The sequence below is a fragment of the Rathayibacter sp. VKM Ac-2760 genome (genome assembly GCF_009834185.1).
In the GTDB taxonomy this organism is placed as follows: domain Bacteria; phylum Actinomycetota; class Actinomycetes; order Actinomycetales; family Microbacteriaceae; genus Rathayibacter.
The window spans coordinates 4031794-4051501 of the sequence record NZ_CP047173.1 but is presented as its reverse complement, the minus strand read 5'-3'; the positions used below and the strand labels follow the sequence as shown (position 1 = coordinate 4051501).

Sequence of the window (19708 nt, the reverse complement as noted above, 5' to 3'; positions counted from 1 at the left end):
TCCGCTGACGCCCTGATCCGCTGAACAGCCCACCCGAGCCGGACGACACGAGGAGACGACGCGATGAGCACCACGACCGCCACCACCCTTGCGTCGTCCGGCGCGGCCGGCCCGGGCCCCGGCACCGTCCGCGCCGGCACCCTCGGCGGGGCCTGGCGGAGGTTCCTCCTCCGCCGGGCCCTCGGCCTGCTCGTCAACCTCGCGCTGCTCGTGCTGGTCACCTTCCTGATCGTGCAGCTCATCCCCGGCGACCCGGCGATCGCCATCGCGGGGGAGGCGGCCTCGCTCGACCAGGTCGAGCTGGTCCGCAGCCAGCTCGGCCTCGACCAGCCGCTGCCCGCGCAGCTCTGGACCTACCTCGTCGGCGTGCTGCAGGGCGACTTCGGCGCCTCCTACCGCTACTCCATCCCCGCGATGGACCTCGTGATGACGGCCGTCCCGTACACGCTGACCATCACGATCTCCGCGGTGCTGCTCCTGCTCGTGCTCGGCATCGCGCTGGGCACGGCGGTCGGCGTCGCGACCCGCGGCGACCGCCGCCGCTGGCTCGACGCGGTGTTCAGCACCGTCACCGGGCTGATCTCCTCGGTGCCGACCTACGTGCTCGCGACCGGCTTCGTCGTCGTCTTCGCGGTGCTGCTGAAGGTGCTGCCGCCCGCGTACTCGCCGGCCTACGACTTCGGCACCGCCGCGATCCTGCCGATCGCCTCGCTCACCGTCGGCGGCACCTGCTCCGTCGCCAGGATCGTCCGCCGCGAGACCGCGGTGATCCTCGAGCAGGACTACATGCGCACCGCCCGCGGCTGGCGGCTGCCCGCGCTCACCCTCTACGCCAAGCACATGCTGCCCAACTTGCTGACCACGGCGCTGACGCTCTCGGGCATCATCCTCACCGCGCTGCTCGGCTCGGCCCTGATCACCGAGGCGGTCTTCGCCTGGCCGGGACTCGGCGGCGTGATCGTGCAGGCGATCGCGATCGACAAGGACTACCCGGTGATCCGGGCGGCCGTCTTCGTGATCGGGCTCATCTCCCTCGTGATCACCCTCGTGATCGACGTCATCCTGGGTCTGATCGACCCGCGCACCCTCGGAGAGCAGCGTGGCTGAGTCCCTCCCCGCCGTCCGCGACCTGAAGCCCGCCGGCGCGCGCAGCTTCGCCTGGAACCCCGGTCTCGTGATCGGGCTGGCCCTGCTCGGCGTCATCGCGCTGACCGCGCTGATCGCCCCGATCGCGCTCGAGGGCCAGGCCACCGGACTCGGCGGCAGCCCCAGCCTCGGCTCGACCGCCGAGCACCCGCTCGGCACCGACACCCTCGGCCGCGACATGCTCGCGCGCACCCTCGTCGCCACCCGCTCGACCGTGCTGATGGCGCTCGCCGCGACCGCGCTCTCGGCGGTCGTCGGCATCGCGGTCGGCATCGGCGTCTGGCTGGCACCGCGCCGGGTCCGCGAGCTCGGGCTGCGGGCCATCGAGCTCGCCGTCAGCTACCCGACGATGCTCGTCGCGATCATCGTCGCCGCGATCCTCGGCCAGGGCGTGGTGCAGGTGGTGGTCGCGATCGCCGTCGCCAACATCGCCGGATTCGCGCGGCTCACCGCCAATCTCGCCTCCAAGATCGCGGCGAGCGAGTACGTGACGACCGCCCGGCTGATGGGCGTGCCGACGCACCTCGTCGCGCTGCGCCACGTGCTGCCGAACATGGCGGAGCCGACGCTGATCCTCGTCGCCGGCGCCTTCTCCGGTGCGCTCGTCGAGATCTCCGGACTCTCCTTCATCGGCCTCGGCGCGCAGACGCCCGCGTTCGACTGGGGCACGCTGCTCAACGACGGGCTGAGCCGGATCTCGGTGAACCCGGTCGTGATCCTCGGTCCGGCCGTCGCGCTGACGGTCGCCTCCTTCGCGGCGCTGCTGGTCGGCGACGGGCTGGCGGCGGCGGCGAACCCGCGCTCGAACACCACGCGGGCCCGGATGACGAGGGCCACCGACTCCTCGACCGCCGCGCCCGCTCCCGCCGACGCGGTCCTCGTCGCCGACGGCATCACGGTCCGCCACGGCGCGACCGGCCGCGAGCTCGTCTCCGACCTCTCCTTCACCATCCGGCGCGGCGAAGTGCTCGGCATCGTCGGCGAGTCCGGCTCGGGCAAGTCGCTGACCGCCTCCGTGGTCGCGAAGCTGCTCGGCGAGGGCCTCGAGGCCTCCGCGCGCCGGCTCGAGCTCGGCGGCACGGACCTGCTCGGCCCCGTCCCGGACCGGGTGCTCGCCGCGAAGATCGGCCTGATCTACCAGGATCCGGGCACCGCGCTGAACCCCGCGATGGTCCTCGGCACCCAGCTCTCGGACGTGCTGCGGATCCGCCTGCGCCACTCCCGCCGCGACGCGCTCGACCTGCTGCTGCGCGGCTTCCGAGCGGTGATGCTCTCCGACCCGGAGGGGCGGCTGCGGCAGTACCCGCACCAGCTGTCCGGCGGTATGAAGCAGCGCGCGATGATCGCCTCGGCGATGAGCGCGAAGCCCGACCTGCTGATCGCCGACGAGCCGACCACCGCGCTCGACGTGACGGTGCAGCGCGAGGTGCTGAGCGTCCTCAAGCGCATGAACGAGGACTCCGGCACCGCCGTGCTCTTCATCTCGCACGACCTCGGCGTCGTCCGAGCGCTCTGCGACCGCGTCCTCGTGATGAAGGACGGCCGCATCGTCGAGCGGATCGACGACATCGCCCACCTCTCGGAGGAGACCGTGACGCATCCCTACACGAAGCAGCTGCTCGCCGCGACGCCCGTCGTGACGGTGCCGATGCCGCCGGAGGTGCGCTCGTGACCGCGGTCGCTCCGGTGACCGCGCCGGCCGCGATGGTCGACGTCCGCGGGCTCGACGTCGCCTTCGGGCACGCGAAGGTCCTGCACGGCGTCGACCTGCGGGTCGAGCGCGGGCGCACCGTCGGCGTGGTCGGCGAGTCCGGCTCGGGCAAGTCGACGCTCGCGAAGGTGCTGGTCGGCTCGGTCCGCGCGGCGGCCGGCACGGCGACCGTGGACGGCGTGGACGTCGTCGCCGCGGACCGCTCGGCGATGCGCGCCTACCGCCGCCGCACGCAGATGATCCCGCAGGACCCCTACTCCTCGCTCTCGCCGCGGCGCACCATCGCGCAGACCCTCGCCGAGGCGATCGACCCGGTCCGGCCGCGCGTCGCCCGGCACGAGGAGCTGATCGTCGCCTGGCTGGAGCGCGTCGGCCTCAGCGCCGACATGCGGCACCGCTTCCCGCACGAGTTCTCCGGCGGCCAGCGCCAGCGCGTCGCGATCGCCCGCGGGCTGATCATCGACCCGACCTTCGTGATCGCCGACGAGATCACCTCCGCCCTCGACGTCTCGGTGCAGGGGCAGATCCTCGATCTGCTCGCGGGCATCAAGGAGTCGCTCGGGCTCACGATGATGTTCATCTCGCACAACCTCGCGGTCGTCCAGCGCGTCAGCGACGAGGTCGTGGTGCTCTACCGCGGCGAGGTCGTCGAGGCCGGCCCGGTCGGGCAGATCTACGCCGACCCGCAGCACTGGTACACCCGCCGCCTGCTCGACGCCGACCCCGGCTCGCCGGGCTTCAGCCTCGCCCGCGCCGCCGCCGAGGTGGCGTCGTGAGCGCGCGGCTGCCGGTCGTCCCGGTCGCCGACGGGGTGCTCCGCCTGGTCGGCGCGACGCTCATCGACGGCACGGGCGCCGCTGCGCTCGAGGACTCCGAGGTCGAGATCCGCGACGGCGTGATCGCCTACGCGGGGCCGCGGCGCTCGTCGGGCGCCGACCGCACGGTCGATCTGACCGGCGCGTTCCTCCTGCCGGGCTTCGTCGACGTGCACGTGCACCTCGCGATGGTGCCGGTCGCCCCGGAGGCGGCGCGCGAGCGCTTCCCGGAGGAGGACGTGCTCGAGATCGCCGGGCTGCTCCGTCGCACGCTCGACGCGGGGGTCACCACCGCCCGCGACCTCGACGGCCTCTCGCCCGGCTACCGCGAGGCGGTCGCCCGCGGCGCCGTCGCCGGCCCGCGCCTGCACCTCGCGATCGCGATGCTCTCGCCGACCGGCGGCCACGCCGATCCGCACCACCGCAACGGCACCCTGCCGGCCTGGGCCGTGCGTCCGGGCCTGCCCGCGCCCGGCGTCGTCGACACAGAGGAGGACGTCGTGCGGATGGTCCGCACGCTCGTGCGCACCGGCGCCGACGTGATCAAGGTCGCCACCTCGGGCGGGCTCGGCTCACCGAACGACGACGCGCGCGACGTCGGCATCACGGAGAAGCAGGTCGCCCTGATCGCGGAGCTGCTCGCCGAGCGCGGCGGCCGGCCGATCACCGCGCACGCCCTCTCGGACGACGCCGCGCGCGCCGCCGTCCTGGGCGGGGCGACGAGCATCGAGCACGGCTACGACCTCTCCGACGAGACGATCGCGCTGATGATCGAGCGCGGCACGACGCTCGTGCCCACGCTGAGCATCCTGGTCCGCGCCTTCGACCCGGCGACGACCACGCCCGAGCGGCTCCGCCAGCGCGAGCTGCTGCGCGAGCGCGGGCTCGACTCGGTGCGCCGGGCCGTGGCGGCGGGCGTCCCGCTCGCGCTCGGGACCGACGCCGGCGTGCATCCGCACGGCCGCAACCTCGCCGAGCTGGCGCAGCTGGTCGCCGTCGGCCTCACCCCGCTCGAGGCGCTGAGCGCCGGGACGCTCGGCGGAGCGCGCCTGCTCGGGCTCGACTCGCAGCTGGGCTCGGTCGAAGCGGGCAGGCTCGCGGACCTCGTCGTGACCGCCGTCGATCCGCTGGCCGACATCGCCGCGCTCGGCGACCCGTCCGCGGTGCGGGCGGTGCTGCAGTCCGGTCGCGTGCTGAAGGACCTCGACGGTCGCCTCGGCTGAGGCGGCGGCTCAGAACTCCTCGTAGTTGTACGGCTCCGGCTCCGGCTCGACGACCGGGCGGGCGATCGTGCGCTTGTTGTTCTTGATGCGCGAGCGGATGTCCTCGACGGCCTTGGCGACGGCCTCGTTCGTCGCCTCCTCGTCGCTGACGGCCTGCTCGACCGGCACGGCGACGAGCTCGCTGCCCGCGTCGAGCGTCATCTTCGCCTCGATCAGCACGCCCTCGTCCGTGAAGGCGGGGACGCGGACCGCCTCCGAGTGCTCCTGCCGGTCGATCGCGGTCACGAGGTCGAGGAGTGCCTCGGTGACCGCATCGGTGGTGACGATGCTCTTGGAGGCGTAGGTCAGCTGCTGCATTCCTCCAGTCTGGTCGCGGCGGCTCGGCATCTCTCGGGCTTGCGGCGGGGCGGGGGAGGCGTCTAGCGGGCGGCAGGGCGTGGCTCTCCGTTCACCTCGCCGGGCTTGCGGCGGGCCCGCCGCGCGCCGCAGTCTGAGGACATGCGAGACGTGCTGAGGCGATCCAGCGGCGGGGAGATCGCCGGCGCGGTCCTGATCGTGCTGGCCTCGATCGCGCTCCTGATCGGCGCGTTCGCCGCCGGTGCGGGGAGCGACTACGGGATGCTCGGCGTGATCGTCGCGTTCGTCGCCGGCATCACCGGTCTCGGCGTGCACATCGCGGGCCGCGAGGCCCGGCTGCGCCGCGACGGGCACTGACGCGTCCGACCCCGTGGGTCCCGATACGCGCTGCGCGCTACTCGACCAGCATGCAACGGCGCCCCTTTCGTACTGGACTCGGGGCAGACCCCGCGCGCCGCCGCCGAGGCGGGCTGAGCCGACGTCGACCTCGGGGCTCGAACGCGTGCCAGGATCGATGTCGGCCGTGCCGACGTCCACGGCGGCACCGAGGACCCCGCGCGGGCGCCTCTTCGCCCTCCTCGGCCCGACAACGACGTTCCGGACCGGCAGAGACGACGCCGTCCGCAGAGAAGGAGCTCCCCATGAAGAAGCGATTCCTCGCCGGCCTCGGCCTCGCCGCCTCGGCCGCCCTGCTGCTGAGCGCGTGCACGGGCACCGGCCAGGAGCCGACCGCGGCCGCGGGCGGCGGAGCGTCCGGCGACGACACCTACGCGGTCGTCACCCACTCCGGCCCCGGCGACGCCTTCTGGGACCGCGTGAAGTCCGGCGCCGAGGCGGCCGGCGCCGACTACGGCGCGACGATCACCTACACCGCCGACCCCGATCCGGCGAAGCAGTCGCAGCTCATCGACAACGCGGTCGCCCAGGGCGTCGACGGCATCGTCGTCTCGATGGCCAATCCCGACGGCGTGAAGGACAGCGTCGAGAAGGCGGTCGCCGCCGGAATCCCCGTCGTCACCATCAACTCCGGCATCGAGCGCTCCGCCGAGTTCGGCGCCCTCACCCACATCGGCCAGAGCGAGACGGTCGCCGGCGAGGCGGTCGGCACGAAGCTCGCCGAGGCCGGCGCCACCAACGCGCTCTGCGTGATCCAGGAGGCGGGCAACGTCGGCCTCGAGGAGCGCTGCAAGGCGGCCGCGTCGACCTTCGGCGGCAGCATGAGCAACCTCCAGGTGGACGGCACCAACGACGCGGACGTCAAGGCGACCATCAAGTCCAAGCTCCAGGCCGACCCGTCCATCGACGGCGTGCTCACCCTCGGCGGCCAGTACGCGATCGACGCCGTCGGCGCCGTGTCGGAGTCGGGCAGCTCGGCCCAGGTCGGCACCTTCGACCTCTCGGAGGACGTCGTGACGGCGGTGGAGGACGGCTCGATCGTCTTCGCCGTCGACCAGCAGCCCTACGTCCAGGGCTTCCTCGGCATCACGGCGCTCTCGCTGTACTCCACGAACGGCAACATCATCGGCGGCGGCCAGCCGGTCTACTCCGGACCCGCCTTCGTCACGAAGGAGAACGCGGCCGCGGTCGCCGAGTTCGCCGCGAACGGCACGCGCTAGCGTGCAGCCCGCCCCCGACAGGAGCCACCCGTGACGACCACCGACACCGCGACGACCGCGTCGAGGCCGCGCCTCGAGCGGCGTCCGCTCCGCACGCTCCTGGCGCGCCCCGAGACCGGCGCGCTCGTCGCCGCCCTCGCCGTGCTGGTGTTCTTCTCCCTCTTCGCCCGGCAGTTCCTGAGCCTGGCCGGCGCCGGGGTCTGGCTGGAGTCGGCGTCGACCTTCGGGATCATGGCGGTCGCCGTCGCGCTGCTGATGATCGGCGGCGAGTTCGACCTCTCCGCCGGCGTGATGACCGGCTTCTCCGCGCTGATCGTCGGGATCCTGACCACCCACTACGGGCTCAGCGTCTGGGCGGCGGTCGTCGTCTCGCTCGTCGTCTGCCTCGGCGTCGGCGCCCTCAACGGCGTCCTGGTGATGAAGACCGGACTGCCCAGCTTCATCGTGACGCTCGGCACCTTCTTCGCCCTCGCCGGCATCGACCTGGCGGTGACGAAGATGATCACCGGCCAGGTCGCGATCCAGGGGATGGCGAAGGTCCCCGGCTACGACGGCATCCAGCCGCTGTTCGGTTCGTCGCTCGTCCTCGGCGGCGGCACCTTCTACGTCTCGGTGCTGTGGTGGTTCGCGGTGACCGCGGCCGCCACCTGGATCCTGCTGCGCACCCGCGCCGGCAACTGGATCTTCGCGGTCGGCGGGGCGCAGGCCTCCGCGCGCCAGGTCGGCGTGCCCGTGCTGAAGACGAAGATCGGCCTCTTCATGGGGACCGCCGGCGCCGCCTGGCTCGTCGGCATGATCTCGCTCTTCCGCACCTCGACCGTGCAGGCGAACACCGGGGTCGGCCAGGAGTTCATCTACATCATCTGCGCGGTCGTCGGCGGCTGCCTGCTGACCGGCGGCTACGGCTCGGCGATCGGCGCGGCTCTCGGCGCCCTCATCTACGGCATGGTCTTCCAGGGCATCACCTTCGCCCAGTGGGACACCGATTGGCTGCGCACCGTCCTCGGCGGCATGCTGCTCGCCGCGGTGCTCCTCAACAACGCCGTCCGGACCCGAGCGGGAGGCCGGCGATGAGCGGGACCGCGCGCACCCCGGCGGGCACGACGATCCTCGAGGTCCGCGACCTGGGCAAGAGCTACGGCGCCGTCGACGCGCTCGCCGGAGTCTCCACCACGGTCGACGCGGGCCGGGTCACCTGCGTCCTCGGCGACAACGGCGCCGGCAAGTCGACGCTCATCTCGATGCTCGCCGGCGCCGAGGCCCCCTCCTCGGGCGAGCTGCTGCTCGACGGGGTGCCGGTCGCCTTCTCGTCGCCGCGCGCCGCGCTGCAGGCGGGGATCGCGACCGTCTACCAGGACCTCGCCGTCGTGCCGCTGATGCCCGTCTGGCGCAACTTCTTCCTCGGCTCCGAGCTCACCCGTGGGCGCGGGCCGCTGCGCCGCCTCGACGTGCAGCGGATGAAGGAGGTCACCCGGAGCGAGCTGGCGCGGATGGGCATCGACCTGCGCGATGTCGACCAGCCGATCGGCACGCTCTCCGGCGGCGAGCGCCAGAGCGTCGCGATCGCCCGCGCGGTGCACTTCGGCGCCCGCGTGCTGATCCTCGACGAGCCGACCGCGGCCCTCGGCGTCAAGCAGTCGGGCGTGGTGCTGACCTACATCGCCCGGGCCCGCGACGCCGGGCTGGGCGTGGTCTTCATCACCCACAACCCGCACCACGCCTACCCGATCGGCGACCGCTTCCTGCTCCTCAACCGCGGCACCAGCCTCGGCACCTTCGAGAAGAGCGAGATCGGCCTCGTCGAGCTGACCGGCCTGATGGCGGGCGGCGCCGAGCTGGCCGCCCTCGCGCACGAGCTCGAGCGCCCGGCGCCGGAGTGACGGCGGCGCCCGCGCCCGGCAGGGGACTTCCTGCTGATCGAGCAGCGCGCGCAGCGGGCGTCTCGAGATCCGCCGTCGTCAGGGCTCAGCGAGCGAGGGCCGCGCGCCAGCCGCCGAACGCGGTGATGTCGTCCGCGCCGGCGAGGGCGATCGGCTCGACGAGGAAGCCGCTGACGAGCGAGCCGTCGGCGAGCGACACCGAGCCGATGGCCATCGGCTGCGGGAGCGCCGCGACGAAGGAGCCGAACGAGGCCTCCGTCAGCCGGTACACCTCCACCTCGAGCGCCGCGCCGCCCTCCGCGACCCGCACGACGCCGGGCTTCGGCGGCACGGTCGACAGCGCGTACAGCCGGTAGTCGGGGCTGGTCGTCGTCGCCTCGACGAACTCCGCGTCCCGATCCGCGAGCTGGTGGTGCAGCGGCTGGTCGCGCAGGTGCGCGCCGGCGACGGCGAGGAGGACGGTGTTCGCGGCGGTGCTCATGAGCGGCTCCAGACGAGGTCGGCGAGCTGGTGGTCGGAGAAGGCGGGCCCGATCAGCTGCACGCCGAACGGCAGCCCGTCGACGGTTCCCGCGGGGTAGGCGACGGCCGCCAGGTCGAGCAGGTTCGCGAAGTTGGTGAAGCGACCGAGCCGCGAGTTGACGCCGATCGGGTCGGCCGCGACGGCCGCGAGCGTCGGGTGCTCGGTCGTCGTCGGCAGCAGCAGCGCGTCGATCCGCTCGAACACGGCGTCCGACACCACCCGTGCGCGGTCGAGCCGCTCCTGGTCCTGGAAGAGCTTCCAGGCCGGCAGCTCCCGCGACCGCGAGACGATGCCGCCGACCACCGGATCCACCTCGTCCGGATGCGCGTCGACGAACGCGCCGACCGCCGCGTAGCGCTCGGCCACGAACGCGCCGTCGTAGAGCATCCGCGCGGTCTCGAGGAACACCTCGATGTCGAGCTCGACCAGCGTCGCCCCCGCGTCGGCCCAGCGGGCGACCTCGGCGTCGAACGCCTCGGCCCAGCCCTCAGCCAGCTCGCCGAGCTGCCCGGGCCGCGGGACGCCGATCCGCGCGGTCGCGGCGAACGGCGCCGCCGCACCGCTGCGGCTGAGCGGATCGCGGGCATCCGGCCCCGCCATCACGTCGAGCGCGCGCCGGGCGATCGCGGGATCCGCCGCCATCACCGTCACCACGTCCAGGCTCCGGCAGGCCGGCACCACGCCGGCCGCGCTGACCCAGCCCTTGGTCGGCTTCAGCCCGACCAGCCCGTGGAACGCGGCCGGCACCCGGCCCGAGCCCGCGGTGTCCGTGCCGAGCGCGAAGTCCGCGCCGCCGAGCGCCACCGCGACCGCGGAGCCGGACGACGATCCGCCCGAGATCCGCGCCGGATCGACCGCGTGCCGCACCGCGCCGTAGGGGGAGCGGGTGCCGACGAGGCCGGTCGCGAACTGGTCGAGGTTGGCCGAGCCGAGCACCACGGCTCCGGCCGCTCGCAGCCGCGCCACGACGGTCGCGTCCACGGCCGGCGCGTAGGCGAACGCCGGGCAGGCCGCGGTCGTGTCGAGCCCCGCGACGTCGATGTTGCCCTTCACCGCGAACAGCAACCCGGCGAGCGGGAGCGCCGCCTCCGAAGCCAGTACGGCGGCCAGCTCCACCGCCACCTCGGCCTCGGGCCGCAGGGCGATGAACGCCTCCGGCCGGGCGGTGAGCCGCCGGTAGCGCTCGGCGACGTGCGCCGCGGGGTCCTGGTGCGCGGGGTCCTCGATCATGCTGCTTCTTCCTCCTCGGCCGAGTCGACCGTCGTCTCCAGCACCACGAGCACCGTGCCCGCGGCGACGTGCGCCCCCACCTCGGCGACCACGGCGACCACGCGGCCCGCCGCCGGTGCCGTCACGGGCGCCTCCATCTTCATCGCCTCGAGGGCGACCAGCGTCTGCCCGGCCGCGACGCTCTCGCCGACGGCGACGTCGATCCGGAACACCGTCGCCACGAACGGCGCCTCGACGCCCTCGCAGCCGGCCGGGATCTCCACCGCGGAGGTCGCGGGCGGCTCGGGCACCGCCTCCACGCGGTCGAACTCGCCCGAGGCCTCCCACGCGGCGCGCTCGGCGCCGAAGGCCCCGGCCTGCACCGCGCGGAAGTCCGCGATCGACTCCGCGTTCGCCGCCAGGAACTCCTGGTACTCCGCGAGCCCGAACTCGCCCTCCTCGATCCGCAGCGGCAGCCGCCCCGCGGCCATCTCCGAGCGCAGCTCGAGCAGCTCGTCCGGCTCCACCGGGTACCAGCGGATGCGGTCGAAGAACCGCAGCAGCCACGGCACACCGGCCTCGAACGCGCCGGCCTGGTGGTGCGTCGACCAGATCGGCACCGTGCGGCCGACGAACTGGTAGCCGCCCGGCCCCTCCATCCCGTAGATGCAGAGGTAGGCGCCGCCGATGCCGACGGCGTTCTGCGGCGTCCAGGTGCGCGCCGGGTTGTACTTCGTCGTGACCAGCCGGTGCCGCGGGTCGAGCGGAGTCGCGACCGGCGCGCCGAGGTAGACGTCGCCGAGCCCGAGCACCAGGTACTCGGCCTCGAACACCGTGCGGTAGACCTCGTCGACGCTGTCCAGGCCGTTGATCCGGCGGATGAACTCGATGTTCCACGGGCACCAGGGCGCGTCGTCGCGGACGCCCGCCATGTAGCGGCGGATCGCCTCGCGCGTCGACGGGTCGTCCCAGGCCAGCGGCAGGTGCACCGTCCGGCTCGGCACGCGCAGGTCGGCCGTCGCGGGCAGCAGAGCCTCGGCTGCGAGCACCGCCTCGGCGACGGCGTCGGTCGAGGTCGTCCGCGGGTCGAAGTGCACCTGCAGCGAGCGGATGCCCGGGGTCAGCTCGATCACGCCCGGCAGCGCGGCCTGCTCCAGCGTCTCGGCGATCGCGTGGACGCGCATCCGCGAGGCGAGATCGAGGATCGTCTCGCCGATCTCGACCAGCAGGTTCGCGTCGCCGCTCCGGCGCAGCACGAGCGACGGATCGCCGCCGTGCGCGGGCCGGCGGTGCAGCACGCCCTGGTCGTCGACCGCCGCGCGGCCGGCCGCGGGCTCGTCGAGCGGAGCGTCGAGCAACCCGGCCGCCTGCGCCGCGGTGACCGGCACGAAGCGCACCGTGTCGCCGGGGCGGAGCTGCCCGAGCCGCCAGAGCTGGCCCGTCGCGACGCTCGCCGGGCAGGTGAAGCCGCCGAGGCTCGGCCCGTCCGGCCCGAGCAGGATCGGCAGGTCGCCGGTGTAGTCGACCGCGCCGACCGCGTACGGGGTGTCGTGGATGTTGGAGGGGTGCAGCCCGGCCTCGCCGCCGTCCTCGCGGGCCCAGTGCGGCTTCGGGCCGACCAGCCGGACGCCGGTGCGCGCCGAGTTGAAGTGCACCTCCCAGTCGGTGGAGTAGAAGACGGCCATGTCGTCCTCGGTGAAGAACTCCGGAGCGGCGTGCGGGCCCTCGAGGGCGGCGAGCGTCCAGGCGTGCGGGAACGCGGGGCGCTCCTCCGCCGACACGATCGCCACGGTGTTCGGGACGCTCGGCGTCCGCAGCCCGAGCACGTCACCCGGGGCGAGCGCGCGCCCGGCGTGCCCGCCGATCGCGCCGAGGTCGAAGGTGCTGGCCGAGCCGAGCACCAGCGGGATGTCGAGCCCGCCCTCGACCAGCAGGTACAGCCGCATGCCGCTCTCGGCCGTGCCGATCGCGAGCACGCCGCCGGCCGGCACCGCGACCGGCTCCCACTGCGCGATCGGCGCGCCGTCGAGCGTCGCCGGCGCGGGCGCCCCGGTCAGCACCACGCGGGTGGCGGTGTGGAAGCGGAGGGTCGGCCCGCTCATCGTGATCTCGAGCCCCGGCGCGTCCTCGGGGTTGCCGAGCGCGGTGTTGCCGAGGCGGAACGACAGCGGATCCATCGGCCCCGACGGCGGCACGCCGACCGGCCAGTAGCCGAGGCGCCCCGTCGCGTCCTGCACGGTCGTCAGCATCCCGCCCTTCAGCACCTCGACCCGCGGGCTCGCGTCGCGCAGCCCGTCGAGAGTTGCGGTGGAGTGCTCGGCCGCGAGTACCGAGGGCTCGGCCGCGATGGCCCGCAGCAGTCCGACATTGGTCGCGATCCCGTCGACGCGGGTGGCGGCGAGCGCCCGCGCGAGCGCGGCCCAGGCCTCCTCGCGGGTCTCGCCGCTCACGATGACCTTCGCGAGCAGGGGGTCGTAGGAGGTGGAGACCTCGCTGCCGGGGCGGATCCAGCCGTCGACGCGGACGTCGTCGGGGAATGACAGCCCCGTGATCGTGCCGGAGCTCGGCGCGTTGCCGAGGTCCGGGTTCTCCGCGTAGACCCGGGCCTCGACGGCCGCGCCGCTCGGCTCCGGGATCGCGTCGAGGAAGCCGGTCTCGCCCTGCGCGAGCCGCAGCATCCACTCGACCAGGTCGATGCCGTAGCGCGACTCCGTCACCGGGTGCTCGACCTGCAGCCGGGTGTTCACCTCGAGGAACGCCGCCTCCTGCCGCACCGGGTCGTAGATGTACTCGACCGTGCCCGCGCTGCGGTAGCCGGCGTCGGCGCAGAGCCGGCGCGACGCCTCCGCGATGCGCTCGCGCACGGCGTCCGGCAGATCGGGCGCGGGGCTCTCCTCGACGACCTTCTGGTTGCGGCGCTGCAGCGAGCAGTCGCGGTCGCCGAGCGAGACGACGCGGCCGGCGCCGTCGCCGAAGACCTGCACCTCGACGTGCCGGGCGCGCTCGACCAGCCGCTCCAGGAACACGCCCGCGGAGGAGAAGCCCGCCTCCGCCAGGCGCCGTACCTCGCGCCAGGCGGCGCGCAGCTCGGCCTCGTCGCGGCAGGCGCGCATGCCGATGCCGCCGCCGCCCGCCGTCGCCTTGAGCATCACCGGGTAGCCGATCCGCTCGGCCTCGCGGGCCGCGTGGTCGGCGTCGTCGAGCAGCCCGGTGCCGGCCAGCAGCGGCACGCCCGCGCGCTCGGCGGCGTCGCGCGCGGTGTGCTTGGCGCCGAACACCTCCAGCTGCTCGGGTGTGGGGCCGACGAAGACGATGCCGGCCGCCGCGCAGGCGCGCGCGAACTCGGCGTTCTCGCTGAGGAAGCCGTAGCCCGGGTGGATCGCGCCGGCGCCGGTCTGCGCGGCCGCCGCGAGGATCCGGTCGATCCGCAGATAGCTGTCGGCCGCGGGCGCCGGGCCCAGGCGCACGGCCTCGTCGGCGAGCGCGACGTGCGCGGCGCCGAGATCCGCGTCGGAGTAGACCGCGACCGTGCGCAGGCCCATCGCCTTCGCGGTGCGGAGGATGCGGACCGCGATCTCGCCGCGGTTGGCGACGAGGAGGGTGTCGAAGCTCATGCCGCGCCCACTCCGCTGTGCACGATCATCTCGGCCCGCGAGGGGTCGAACCCGTTGCACGGGTTGTTGATCTGCGGGCAGTTCGAGACGACGACGAGGGTGTCCCGCTCGGCTCGCAGGGTGACGCTGAGGCCGGGGGAGGAGATCCCGTCGACGATCCCGAGCGCGCCGTCCGGATCGACCGGCACGTTCATGAACCAGTTCACGTTCGAGACCTGGTCGCGCTTGCCCATGCCGTGCCGCGAGAGCTCGGCGACGAAGTTCTCCGCGCAGGCGTGCTGCGCCGTGGTGTGGAAGCCGTAGCGGAGCGCGTTGCTCTCCTTCGAGCAGGCGCCGCCGAGGGTGTCGTGGCGCTCGACGTCGGTCGCGACGACGGTCAGCAGCGGGCGGTGCTCGGCGTCGCGCAGCACCGAGCCGGTGACGAGGTACACCGTCTCCTGCGCCTGCAGCGTCGCCGCCGCGGAGTAGGCGGTGCGGTCCTCCGCGTCGTAGGCGAGGAAGTCGACGGCCTGGTTGCCGTCGACGTCGACGATGGTGAGGAACTCGCCGCGCCTCAGGAGCCGCGACCAGGGGGCGCGGGCGGCGACCGTCTCGCGGAAGGTCTCGGTGCCGTAGGCAGTGGTGGTGGTGCTGCTGCTCGTGCTCATGCGATGCCCCTCGCGCTCAGGTACTCGTCGGTCTGCAGGAAGGCGCGGCGGCCCTCCGGAGTGGCGTCGCGCTCCTCGGCGCTCGCCGGCTCGCCGGCCCAGGCGTGCACGTCGACCGGGCCGACCGTGAACTCCGGTCGCGGGTCGAGCGGATGCGCGGTGTTCGCCAGCAGGACGATCGCCGGCATCTCGAGCCGCAGCGTCACCGAGCGGCCGGGGCCCGCGCCGCCGAGCCACTCCGGACTCCCGTCCTCGCGGATCCGCACCCCCTGGAAGTACGAGACGCTCGGCGGCAGATCGCGCCGGCCCAGCCCGTGCTTGGCCGCGCCGAGCAGCAGCAGCTCGCGCCCGGCGGGCGAGGGCCCCTGCGGCGCGCCGTCGCCGTAGCGCTCGACGTTCCGCGCCAGCGCCGTCGTCCCGTAGATCGTGTCGTGCCGCCCGGAGTCGTCCGCGACGACACTCGCGAGCACCCGCCCCTGGTCGCTCAGCAGCAGCTGCCCCGCTCCCGCGTAGACCTGCCACTGCACCTTGACGGTGTCCGCGACGTTCAGCCGCTCGTGCGGCTCCAGCGCGTTGTAGACCAGCAGCGACACGCAGGCGTCACCCGTGACGTCGGTCAGGCGGAGGTGCGTGCCGCGGGCCAGGACCCGGTGGCCGTACCCGCCGCCCTCGATCCGCTCGGACCAGCGCAGGTCCGCCGCCGCGATGCCGTCCGGCGCGTCGGGACGCGTGCTCGCCGCCGCCGCCTCCTGGGCGCGGGCGTGCTCGCGCGCACCCGCCGTGGTCGAGGTCGTCGATGTGGTCATGGCCCAGCCTCCGAGGTTTCTATCACTCGACAGGAAGTCAACCGCGCCCCCGTGTCGCCGCTGTGACCCCGACGTTGCGATCGTGTTTCGCGCGCGCCCCACCCCTCCCCACTCTCCAGAAGTTGTCGTACTCGACCGCCGAGTACGACAACTTCCGAGGAGCGGAGAGGGCTCCAGGCGCTGCTACGGTCGAGCGCATGGCCAGCGCACCCCCCGGACGGCCGCGCGCCTCCGGGGCGTCGCTCACCGGGCTGGGCACGCGGGCCGACATCCTCGCGGCGAGTGCGGCGCTGTTCTGCACGGAGGGCTTCGGCGGCACCAGCACGCACGCCATCGCGGCGGCGGCCGGCATCCGCCAGGCCTCGCTCTACCACCACTTCGGCGGCAAGCACGCGGTGCTGCTCGAGCTGCTGCTCGGCACCGTGCAGCCCTCGCTCGACGCCGCCGCGGTGCTCCTCACCCGCGACGAGCCGCCGGCCGCGCGCCTCTGGGCGCTCTGCGTCTCCGACGCCCGCCTGCTCGCGGCCGGCGAGCACAACATCGGCGCGCTCTACCTGCTCCCCGAGCTCGGCGACGAGCGCTTCGCCGAGTTCCGCGACCGCCGCTCCGAGCTCGAGACCGCCTACCGCACCCTCGTCGCGGCCTGCGGTGCCGCCGACCCCGCGACCGGCGCCTCCCTCGTGCTCGCCCTCGTCGAGAACGTCATCCTCCAGCGCCGCCGGCAGCCCGCCGAGCCGCGCACGTCGCCCGAGGCCGTCGCCCTGGCCGCCCTCCGCGTCCTGGACCTCCCGCGCCCCGCCGTCACCGAGGCGCTCGCCGCGGGCCCGGCCCTGCTCGCCCGGGTCTGACCCGCCCATCCTCCAAAAGTTGCGGTAGTCGGCGTCGACTACCGCAACTTTCGCGTTCTCGCCGAGAGGGATGCGCGCGGGAGTTAACAGGATCGACGCACGTTCGAAAAACTTCGCGCCCGAGCGCGCGGCAGGATCCGTGTCTATCAACCGATAGAAACACCCCGCCGCACCACTCAGCAGCTCGGAGCACGCATGATCATCCTCGGAGTGGGGATCACCGTCGTGGTGATCCTCGCCGTCGGCATCGCGGTCGCCCGCAAGATCGACGGCGACAGCGCCAACTACCTCGTCGCCGGCCGCCGCCTCGGCATCCCGCTCGTCGCGGTCAGCCTCACCGCCGCGGCGGTCGACTCGAACGCCACCGTCGGCAACACCGACCTCACCTCGCAGTTCGGCTTCTGGTCCGGCGCCTCGCTCGCGATCGGCCTGGCGATCTGCCTCCTGATCACGGGACTCTTCCTCGCCAAGCCGATGAACGCGATGAAGCTCTTCACCCTCGCCGACTTCTTCCGGATGCGCTACGACCGCACCACCGAGGTCGTCGCCTCCGTGATCATGGTCTTCGCCTTCACGATCCTGCTGGCCGGCAACCTGGTGGCCTGCGGCTTCCTGCTCGAGCGCTTCGCCGGCATCCCGTACGCCTGGGGCGTGATCCTCTCGGTCGCGCTCGTTCTCAGCTACACGATCGCCGGCGGCCTCTTCTCGGACGCGTACACCGCCGCCATCCAGACCGTCATCACCGTCGTCGCCGCGATCTCGCTGCTGGTCTGGGTCGCGCTCGCCTACGGCATCGTGATCCCCGAGGGCATGGGCCCGTTCGACTTCGAGCAGCTCACCGACCCGGCGATGGGCGCCCCCGTCAACTGGGCCACCCTCGTCGCCCTCGGCATCGGCGACCTCGTCGCGATCGACTTCATGCAGCGGATCTTCGGCGCCAAGTCGCCCGAGGTCGCCCGCCGCGCCTGCTACGCCGCCGCCGTCGGCACCGCGGCGATCGGCTCGATCTTCGCGATCGTCGCCCTCAGCACCACCGCCGTCCTGGGCCTCTCGGCCGCCGACGGACCGGTGCTGTTCACGCTGCTCGACGACTACGCGCCGCCGGTCATCGCGATCCTCGTGCTCTCCGGAGTCGTCGCCGCCTCGTTCTCGACGGCGTCCGGCGCCATCCTCGCCACCTCGGCGATCGTCGTGCGCAACGTGCTCTCGGTCCGCCGTCACACCGGCGCCGGCCCGGATCCGTTGCTGCGCTGGACCCGCGTCGCGATGGTGCCGATCGTGATCCTCGGCTCGTTCCTCGCGATCCGGGTCAGCCAGACCGGCATCCTGCTCACGCTCGCCTTCGACCTGATGCTCGCCTGCCTCGCCGCGCCGTTCCTGCTCGGCGTCTTCTGGAAGCGCCCCGGAGTCGCGGCCGCGCTCACCGCCGCGGGCGTCGGCCTGGTCGTCCGCCTGGTCTTCCTGGCGCTCACCCCCACGCTCTACGGCGTGCCGAACGACATCCTCTACATCCCGAACGACCTGATCGGCGCCGGTTTCGACGGCTACGCCACCCTGGTCGCCGCGGTGATCGGCTTCGGCACCTTCGTGCTCGTCGGCCTCCTCGTCCCGCGCTCCCCCCGAGAGCTGGCCGGCGAGCGCGCCGTCCGCACCGAGCTCGACCGCGAGCAGCAGGAAGTCCTGGAGCCGGTCTGATCCCCGCCGCGAGATGCCACTTGTGCACGCGACACGCCGTGAAAAGCGCGCACAAGTGGCATCTCGCGGCGGGCGGCTCACGGGAGGGGGAGCAGGACCGTCGGGGCGGGCGCGGCCTCGCGGCCCTCGAACGCGACCGGCTGGCAGACCATCAGGTAGTCGCCGGGCTCGACCCGCGAAAGGTCCGCGTTCTCCAGGATCACCACGCCGGCGCCGCAGAGGATCACGTGGGTCGGCCACTCCTCGGTGTGCGCGGGCGCCTCCATCGTCATGTAGTCGAGGCCCGCGAAGAGCACGCCGTGCTCGACCAGCCAGCGCGCGCCGCTCGGTGCGAGGCCGACCCAGGTCTCGGACTTCTCGGCGCGGGTGAGCGCATCGGTGGAGTTGCGGGTCCGGAAGAGCACCCGCACCGCCCCCTCCGCCCCGGCCGCGACGAGGTCCTCGTCCGTGATCTCCTCCGCCACGTGCCGCAGGTCGAGCACCCGCACCGGCCCGACCACGTTCTCCAGCGCGATCTCGTCGACGGTCGCGGCGCCCGGCACGAAGTGCGACGGCGCGTCCACGTGCGTGCCGGTGTGCGCGCCGATCAGCCAGCGCGAGACGTCGGACGGGTAGCCGTCGACGATCTGCTCGACCATCTCGTAGGTCGGCCGCCGGCCCCAGTGGAGCATCTCGGTCGTGATCGGGATGTTGATCGGGATGGCGCCGGTCATGTGAGCCCTCGTCTCGTGCGAAGTAGATGGATTCACAAACGACTATATTGGATCCAATCGGAGCAGCCCAGGAGGACCGCATGAACGTCGAGGACTGGACGGGCGCCCTCCCGCTCTCCCACCCGCTCCGCCTCGTCCCGCTCGTGCTCGGCTACGAGCCGATCGCCGAGTCGATCTCGGTCCGCGGCGGCGACCCCGCCCGCTTCCTCCTCGAGCCCGTCACCGGCGCCGCGATCGACCTCGGCGGCGCGTGGATCCTCGTGGACGGCGGCTTCCACCTCGACCGCGTCCGCGACGCCGCCCAGCGCGCCGCGCACTACGACTACGAGAGCTACACCGCCGTCGTCCCGCCGGGCGACGCGCTCGCCGAGGGGATCGCCGCGGCCGGCCTGCACTGGAGCGACCTCGCCCTCGTCGCCCTCTCGCACCTGCACCTCGACCACACCGGCGGTCTCCGCCTCGCCCCGGCCGGCACCCCGGTCGCGCTGCAGCGGCGGGAGTGGGAGTGGCTCGGCGAGGGCCTCGGCCGCCGCGAGACCGTCGTCCCCGCCGACCTCCTCGACGCCGACGTCCGCGTGCTGCTCCTCGACGGCGACACCGCGCTCGCCCCCGGCGTCACCGCGCTCGACACCCGCGGCCACACCCCCGGGCACCAGTCGTTCCGGATCGACCTCGCCGACCGCTCGATCGTGCTCGCCTGCGACGCCGCGGACCTGCGCCGCAACCTCGACGAGCGCACCGCCTGCGGCTGGACCGCGCGCCCCGGCGACGCGGACGCGGCCCAGCGCTCCGTCGAGCGCCTCGCCGACCTCGCGGCGGAGCCCGGCGTCGAGATCTGGCCCGGCCACGACCCCGACTGGCCCGCCTGGCGGCGCTGAAGCGCGCGTACCCGCGCAAGACCAGGCG

Annotated in this window: 18 protein-coding genes; 11 read left to right on the top strand and 7 right to left on the bottom strand. The window is 73.6% G+C overall.

Annotated elements, in window-relative coordinates; genetic code table 11:
- The first annotated feature begins 63 nt into the window (after positions 1 to 63).
- The 4 genes from GSU72_RS18605 to GSU72_RS18590 are packed head-to-tail and all read left to right on the top strand — an operon-like array spanning position 64 to position 4895.
- Positions 64 to 1107 carry an ABC transporter permease gene (locus tag GSU72_RS18605; RefSeq protein ID WP_159986366.1) on the top strand — a complete coding sequence of 348 codons (1044 nt, stop codon included), beginning with the start codon at positions 64 to 66 and terminating at the stop codon, positions 1105 to 1107.
- Positions 1100 to 2818, top strand: coding sequence for a dipeptide/oligopeptide/nickel ABC transporter permease/ATP-binding protein (locus GSU72_RS18600; RefSeq protein WP_244255889.1), 1719 nt, complete (start codon positions 1100 to 1102; stop codon positions 2816 to 2818). Before GSU72_RS18605 ends, GSU72_RS18600 begins: the two co-directional genes overlap by 8 nt.
- On the top strand, positions 2815 to 3633 hold the full coding sequence (locus GSU72_RS18595; protein WP_244255888.1) for a dipeptide/oligopeptide/nickel ABC transporter ATP-binding protein: 819 nt from the start codon (positions 2815 to 2817) through the stop codon (positions 3631 to 3633). Before GSU72_RS18600 ends, GSU72_RS18595 begins: the two co-directional genes overlap by 4 nt.
- Positions 3630 to 4895, top strand: coding sequence for an amidohydrolase family protein (locus GSU72_RS18590; protein ID WP_208545106.1), 1266 nt, complete (start codon positions 3630 to 3632; stop codon positions 4893 to 4895). The genes GSU72_RS18595 and GSU72_RS18590 overlap by 4 nt, the downstream gene beginning before the upstream one ends.
- A 9-nt stretch (positions 4896 to 4904) precedes the next feature.
- On the opposite strand, the gene GSU72_RS18585 is transcribed toward GSU72_RS18590, so the two are convergent.
- On the bottom strand, positions 4905 to 5252 hold the full coding sequence (locus tag GSU72_RS18585; protein WP_159986365.1) for a hypothetical protein: 348 nt from the start codon (positions 5250 to 5252) through the stop codon (positions 4905 to 4907).
- A 141-nt stretch (positions 5253 to 5393) separates the two neighbouring features.
- Here GSU72_RS18585 and GSU72_RS18580 point away from each other — a divergent pair, with 141 nt between their 5' ends.
- The 4 genes from GSU72_RS18580 to GSU72_RS18565 all read left to right on the top strand — a co-directional run bounded on the left by GSU72_RS18580 (position 5394) and on the right by GSU72_RS18565 (position 8748).
- Positions 5394 to 5609, top strand: coding sequence for a hypothetical protein (locus tag GSU72_RS18580; RefSeq protein ID WP_159986364.1), 216 nt, complete (start codon positions 5394 to 5396; stop codon positions 5607 to 5609).
- A gap of 284 nt (positions 5610 to 5893) precedes the next feature.
- Positions 5894 to 6868, top strand: coding sequence for a sugar ABC transporter substrate-binding protein (locus GSU72_RS18575; protein ID WP_159986363.1), 975 nt, complete (start codon positions 5894 to 5896; stop codon positions 6866 to 6868).
- A 30-nt stretch (positions 6869 to 6898) separates the two neighbouring features.
- The gene (locus GSU72_RS18570) at positions 6899 to 7942 is read left to right on the top strand and encodes an ABC transporter permease (RefSeq protein ID WP_159986362.1); all 1044 of its coding nucleotides are present in this window, start codon (positions 6899 to 6901) and stop codon (positions 7940 to 7942) included.
- Positions 7939 to 8748: an ATP-binding cassette domain-containing protein gene (locus GSU72_RS18565; RefSeq protein WP_159986361.1), complete on the top strand. Its 810-nt coding sequence runs from the start codon at positions 7939 to 7941 to the stop codon at positions 8746 to 8748. Before GSU72_RS18570 ends, GSU72_RS18565 begins: the two co-directional genes overlap by 4 nt.
- Before the next feature lie 85 nt (positions 8749 to 8833).
- On the opposite strand, the gene GSU72_RS21360 is transcribed toward GSU72_RS18565, so the two are convergent.
- Genes GSU72_RS21360 through GSU72_RS18545 form a run of 5 tightly spaced genes read right to left on the bottom strand, consistent with a single transcriptional unit; the run spans position 8834 to position 15546 of the window.
- Positions 8834 to 9229: a hypothetical protein gene (locus tag GSU72_RS21360; protein WP_208545105.1), complete on the bottom strand. Its 396-nt coding sequence runs from the start codon at positions 9227 to 9229 to the stop codon at positions 8834 to 8836.
- A complete protein-coding gene (atzF, locus tag GSU72_RS18560) occupies positions 9226 to 10500 on the bottom strand; it encodes an allophanate hydrolase (protein WP_208545104.1) in 1275 nt (424 codons plus the stop codon). Before atzF ends, GSU72_RS21360 begins: the two co-directional genes overlap by 4 nt.
- Entirely contained in the window at positions 10497 to 14093 is a 3597-nt protein-coding gene (uca, locus tag GSU72_RS18555) for an urea carboxylase (RefSeq protein ID WP_159986360.1), read from the bottom strand. The genes atzF and uca overlap by 4 nt, the downstream gene beginning before the upstream one ends.
- Entirely contained in the window at positions 14090 to 14740 is a 651-nt protein-coding gene (locus GSU72_RS18550; RefSeq protein WP_159986359.1) for an urea amidolyase associated protein UAAP2, read from the bottom strand. Before GSU72_RS18550 ends, uca begins: the two co-directional genes overlap by 4 nt.
- Positions 14737 to 15546, bottom strand: coding sequence for an urea amidolyase associated protein UAAP1 (locus tag GSU72_RS18545; RefSeq protein WP_159986358.1), 810 nt, complete (start codon positions 15544 to 15546; stop codon positions 14737 to 14739). The genes GSU72_RS18550 and GSU72_RS18545 overlap by 4 nt, the downstream gene beginning before the upstream one ends.
- Positions 15547 to 15743: 197 nt before the next feature.
- Between GSU72_RS18545 and GSU72_RS18540 the strand changes: the two genes are divergently transcribed.
- Positions 15744 to 16394, top strand: coding sequence for a TetR/AcrR family transcriptional regulator (locus GSU72_RS18540; protein ID WP_159986357.1), 651 nt, complete (start codon positions 15744 to 15746; stop codon positions 16392 to 16394).
- A gap of 195 nt (positions 16395 to 16589) precedes the next feature.
- Entirely contained in the window at positions 16590 to 18089 is a 1500-nt protein-coding gene (locus GSU72_RS18535; protein WP_159986356.1) for a sodium:solute symporter family protein, read from the top strand.
- A 77-nt stretch (positions 18090 to 18166) separates the two neighbouring features.
- Here the strand turns inward: GSU72_RS18535 and GSU72_RS18530 are convergent, their stop codons facing one another.
- On the bottom strand, positions 18167 to 18802 hold the full coding sequence (locus GSU72_RS18530; protein ID WP_159986355.1) for a cyclase family protein: 636 nt from the start codon (positions 18800 to 18802) through the stop codon (positions 18167 to 18169).
- A gap of 80 nt (positions 18803 to 18882) precedes the next feature.
- Between GSU72_RS18530 and GSU72_RS18525 the strand changes: the two genes are divergently transcribed.
- The gene (locus tag GSU72_RS18525; protein ID WP_159986354.1) at positions 18883 to 19680 is read left to right on the top strand and encodes an N-acyl homoserine lactonase family protein; all 798 of its coding nucleotides are present in this window, start codon (positions 18883 to 18885) and stop codon (positions 19678 to 19680) included.
- Positions 19681 to 19708 lie beyond the last annotated feature (28 nt).

Bases quoted from the DNA above. Each gene is read 5' to 3' on its own strand.
- GSU72_RS18605 (WP_159986366.1), top strand. From the start codon at position 64: ATGAGCACCACGACCGCCACCACCCTTGCGTCGTCCGGCGCGGCCGGC.
- GSU72_RS18585 (WP_159986365.1), bottom strand. From the start codon at position 5,252: ATGCAGCAGCTGACCTACGCCTCCAAGAGCATCGTCACCACCGATGCG.
- GSU72_RS18580 (WP_159986364.1), top strand. From the start codon at position 5,394: ATGCGAGACGTGCTGAGGCGATCCAGCGGCGGGGAGATCGCCGGCGCG.
- GSU72_RS18575 (WP_159986363.1), top strand. From the start codon at position 5,894: ATGAAGAAGCGATTCCTCGCCGGCCTCGGCCTCGCCGCCTCGGCCGCC.
- GSU72_RS18565 (WP_159986361.1), top strand. From the start codon at position 7,939: ATGAGCGGGACCGCGCGCACCCCGGCGGGCACGACGATCCTCGAGGTC.
- GSU72_RS21360 (WP_208545105.1), bottom strand. From the start codon at position 9,229: ATGAGCACCGCCGCGAACACCGTCCTCCTCGCCGTCGCCGGCGCGCAC.
- atzF (WP_208545104.1), bottom strand. From the start codon at position 10,500: ATGATCGAGGACCCCGCGCACCAGGACCCCGCGGCGCACGTCGCCGAG.
- uca (WP_159986360.1), bottom strand. From the start codon at position 14,093: ATGAGCTTCGACACCCTCCTCGTCGCCAACCGCGGCGAGATCGCGGTC.
- GSU72_RS18550 (WP_159986359.1), bottom strand. From the start codon at position 14,740: ATGAGCACGAGCAGCAGCACCACCACCACTGCCTACGGCACCGAGACC.
- GSU72_RS18545 (WP_159986358.1), bottom strand. From the start codon at position 15,546: ATGACCACATCGACGACCTCGACCACGGCGGGTGCGCGCGAGCACGCC.
- GSU72_RS18540 (WP_159986357.1), top strand. From the start codon at position 15,744: ATGGCCAGCGCACCCCCCGGACGGCCGCGCGCCTCCGGGGCGTCGCTC.
- GSU72_RS18535 (WP_159986356.1), top strand. From the start codon at position 16,590: ATGATCATCCTCGGAGTGGGGATCACCGTCGTGGTGATCCTCGCCGTC.
- GSU72_RS18530 (WP_159986355.1), bottom strand. From the start codon at position 18,802: ATGACCGGCGCCATCCCGATCAACATCCCGATCACGACCGAGATGCTC.
- GSU72_RS18525 (WP_159986354.1), top strand. From the start codon at position 18,883: ATGAACGTCGAGGACTGGACGGGCGCCCTCCCGCTCTCCCACCCGCTC.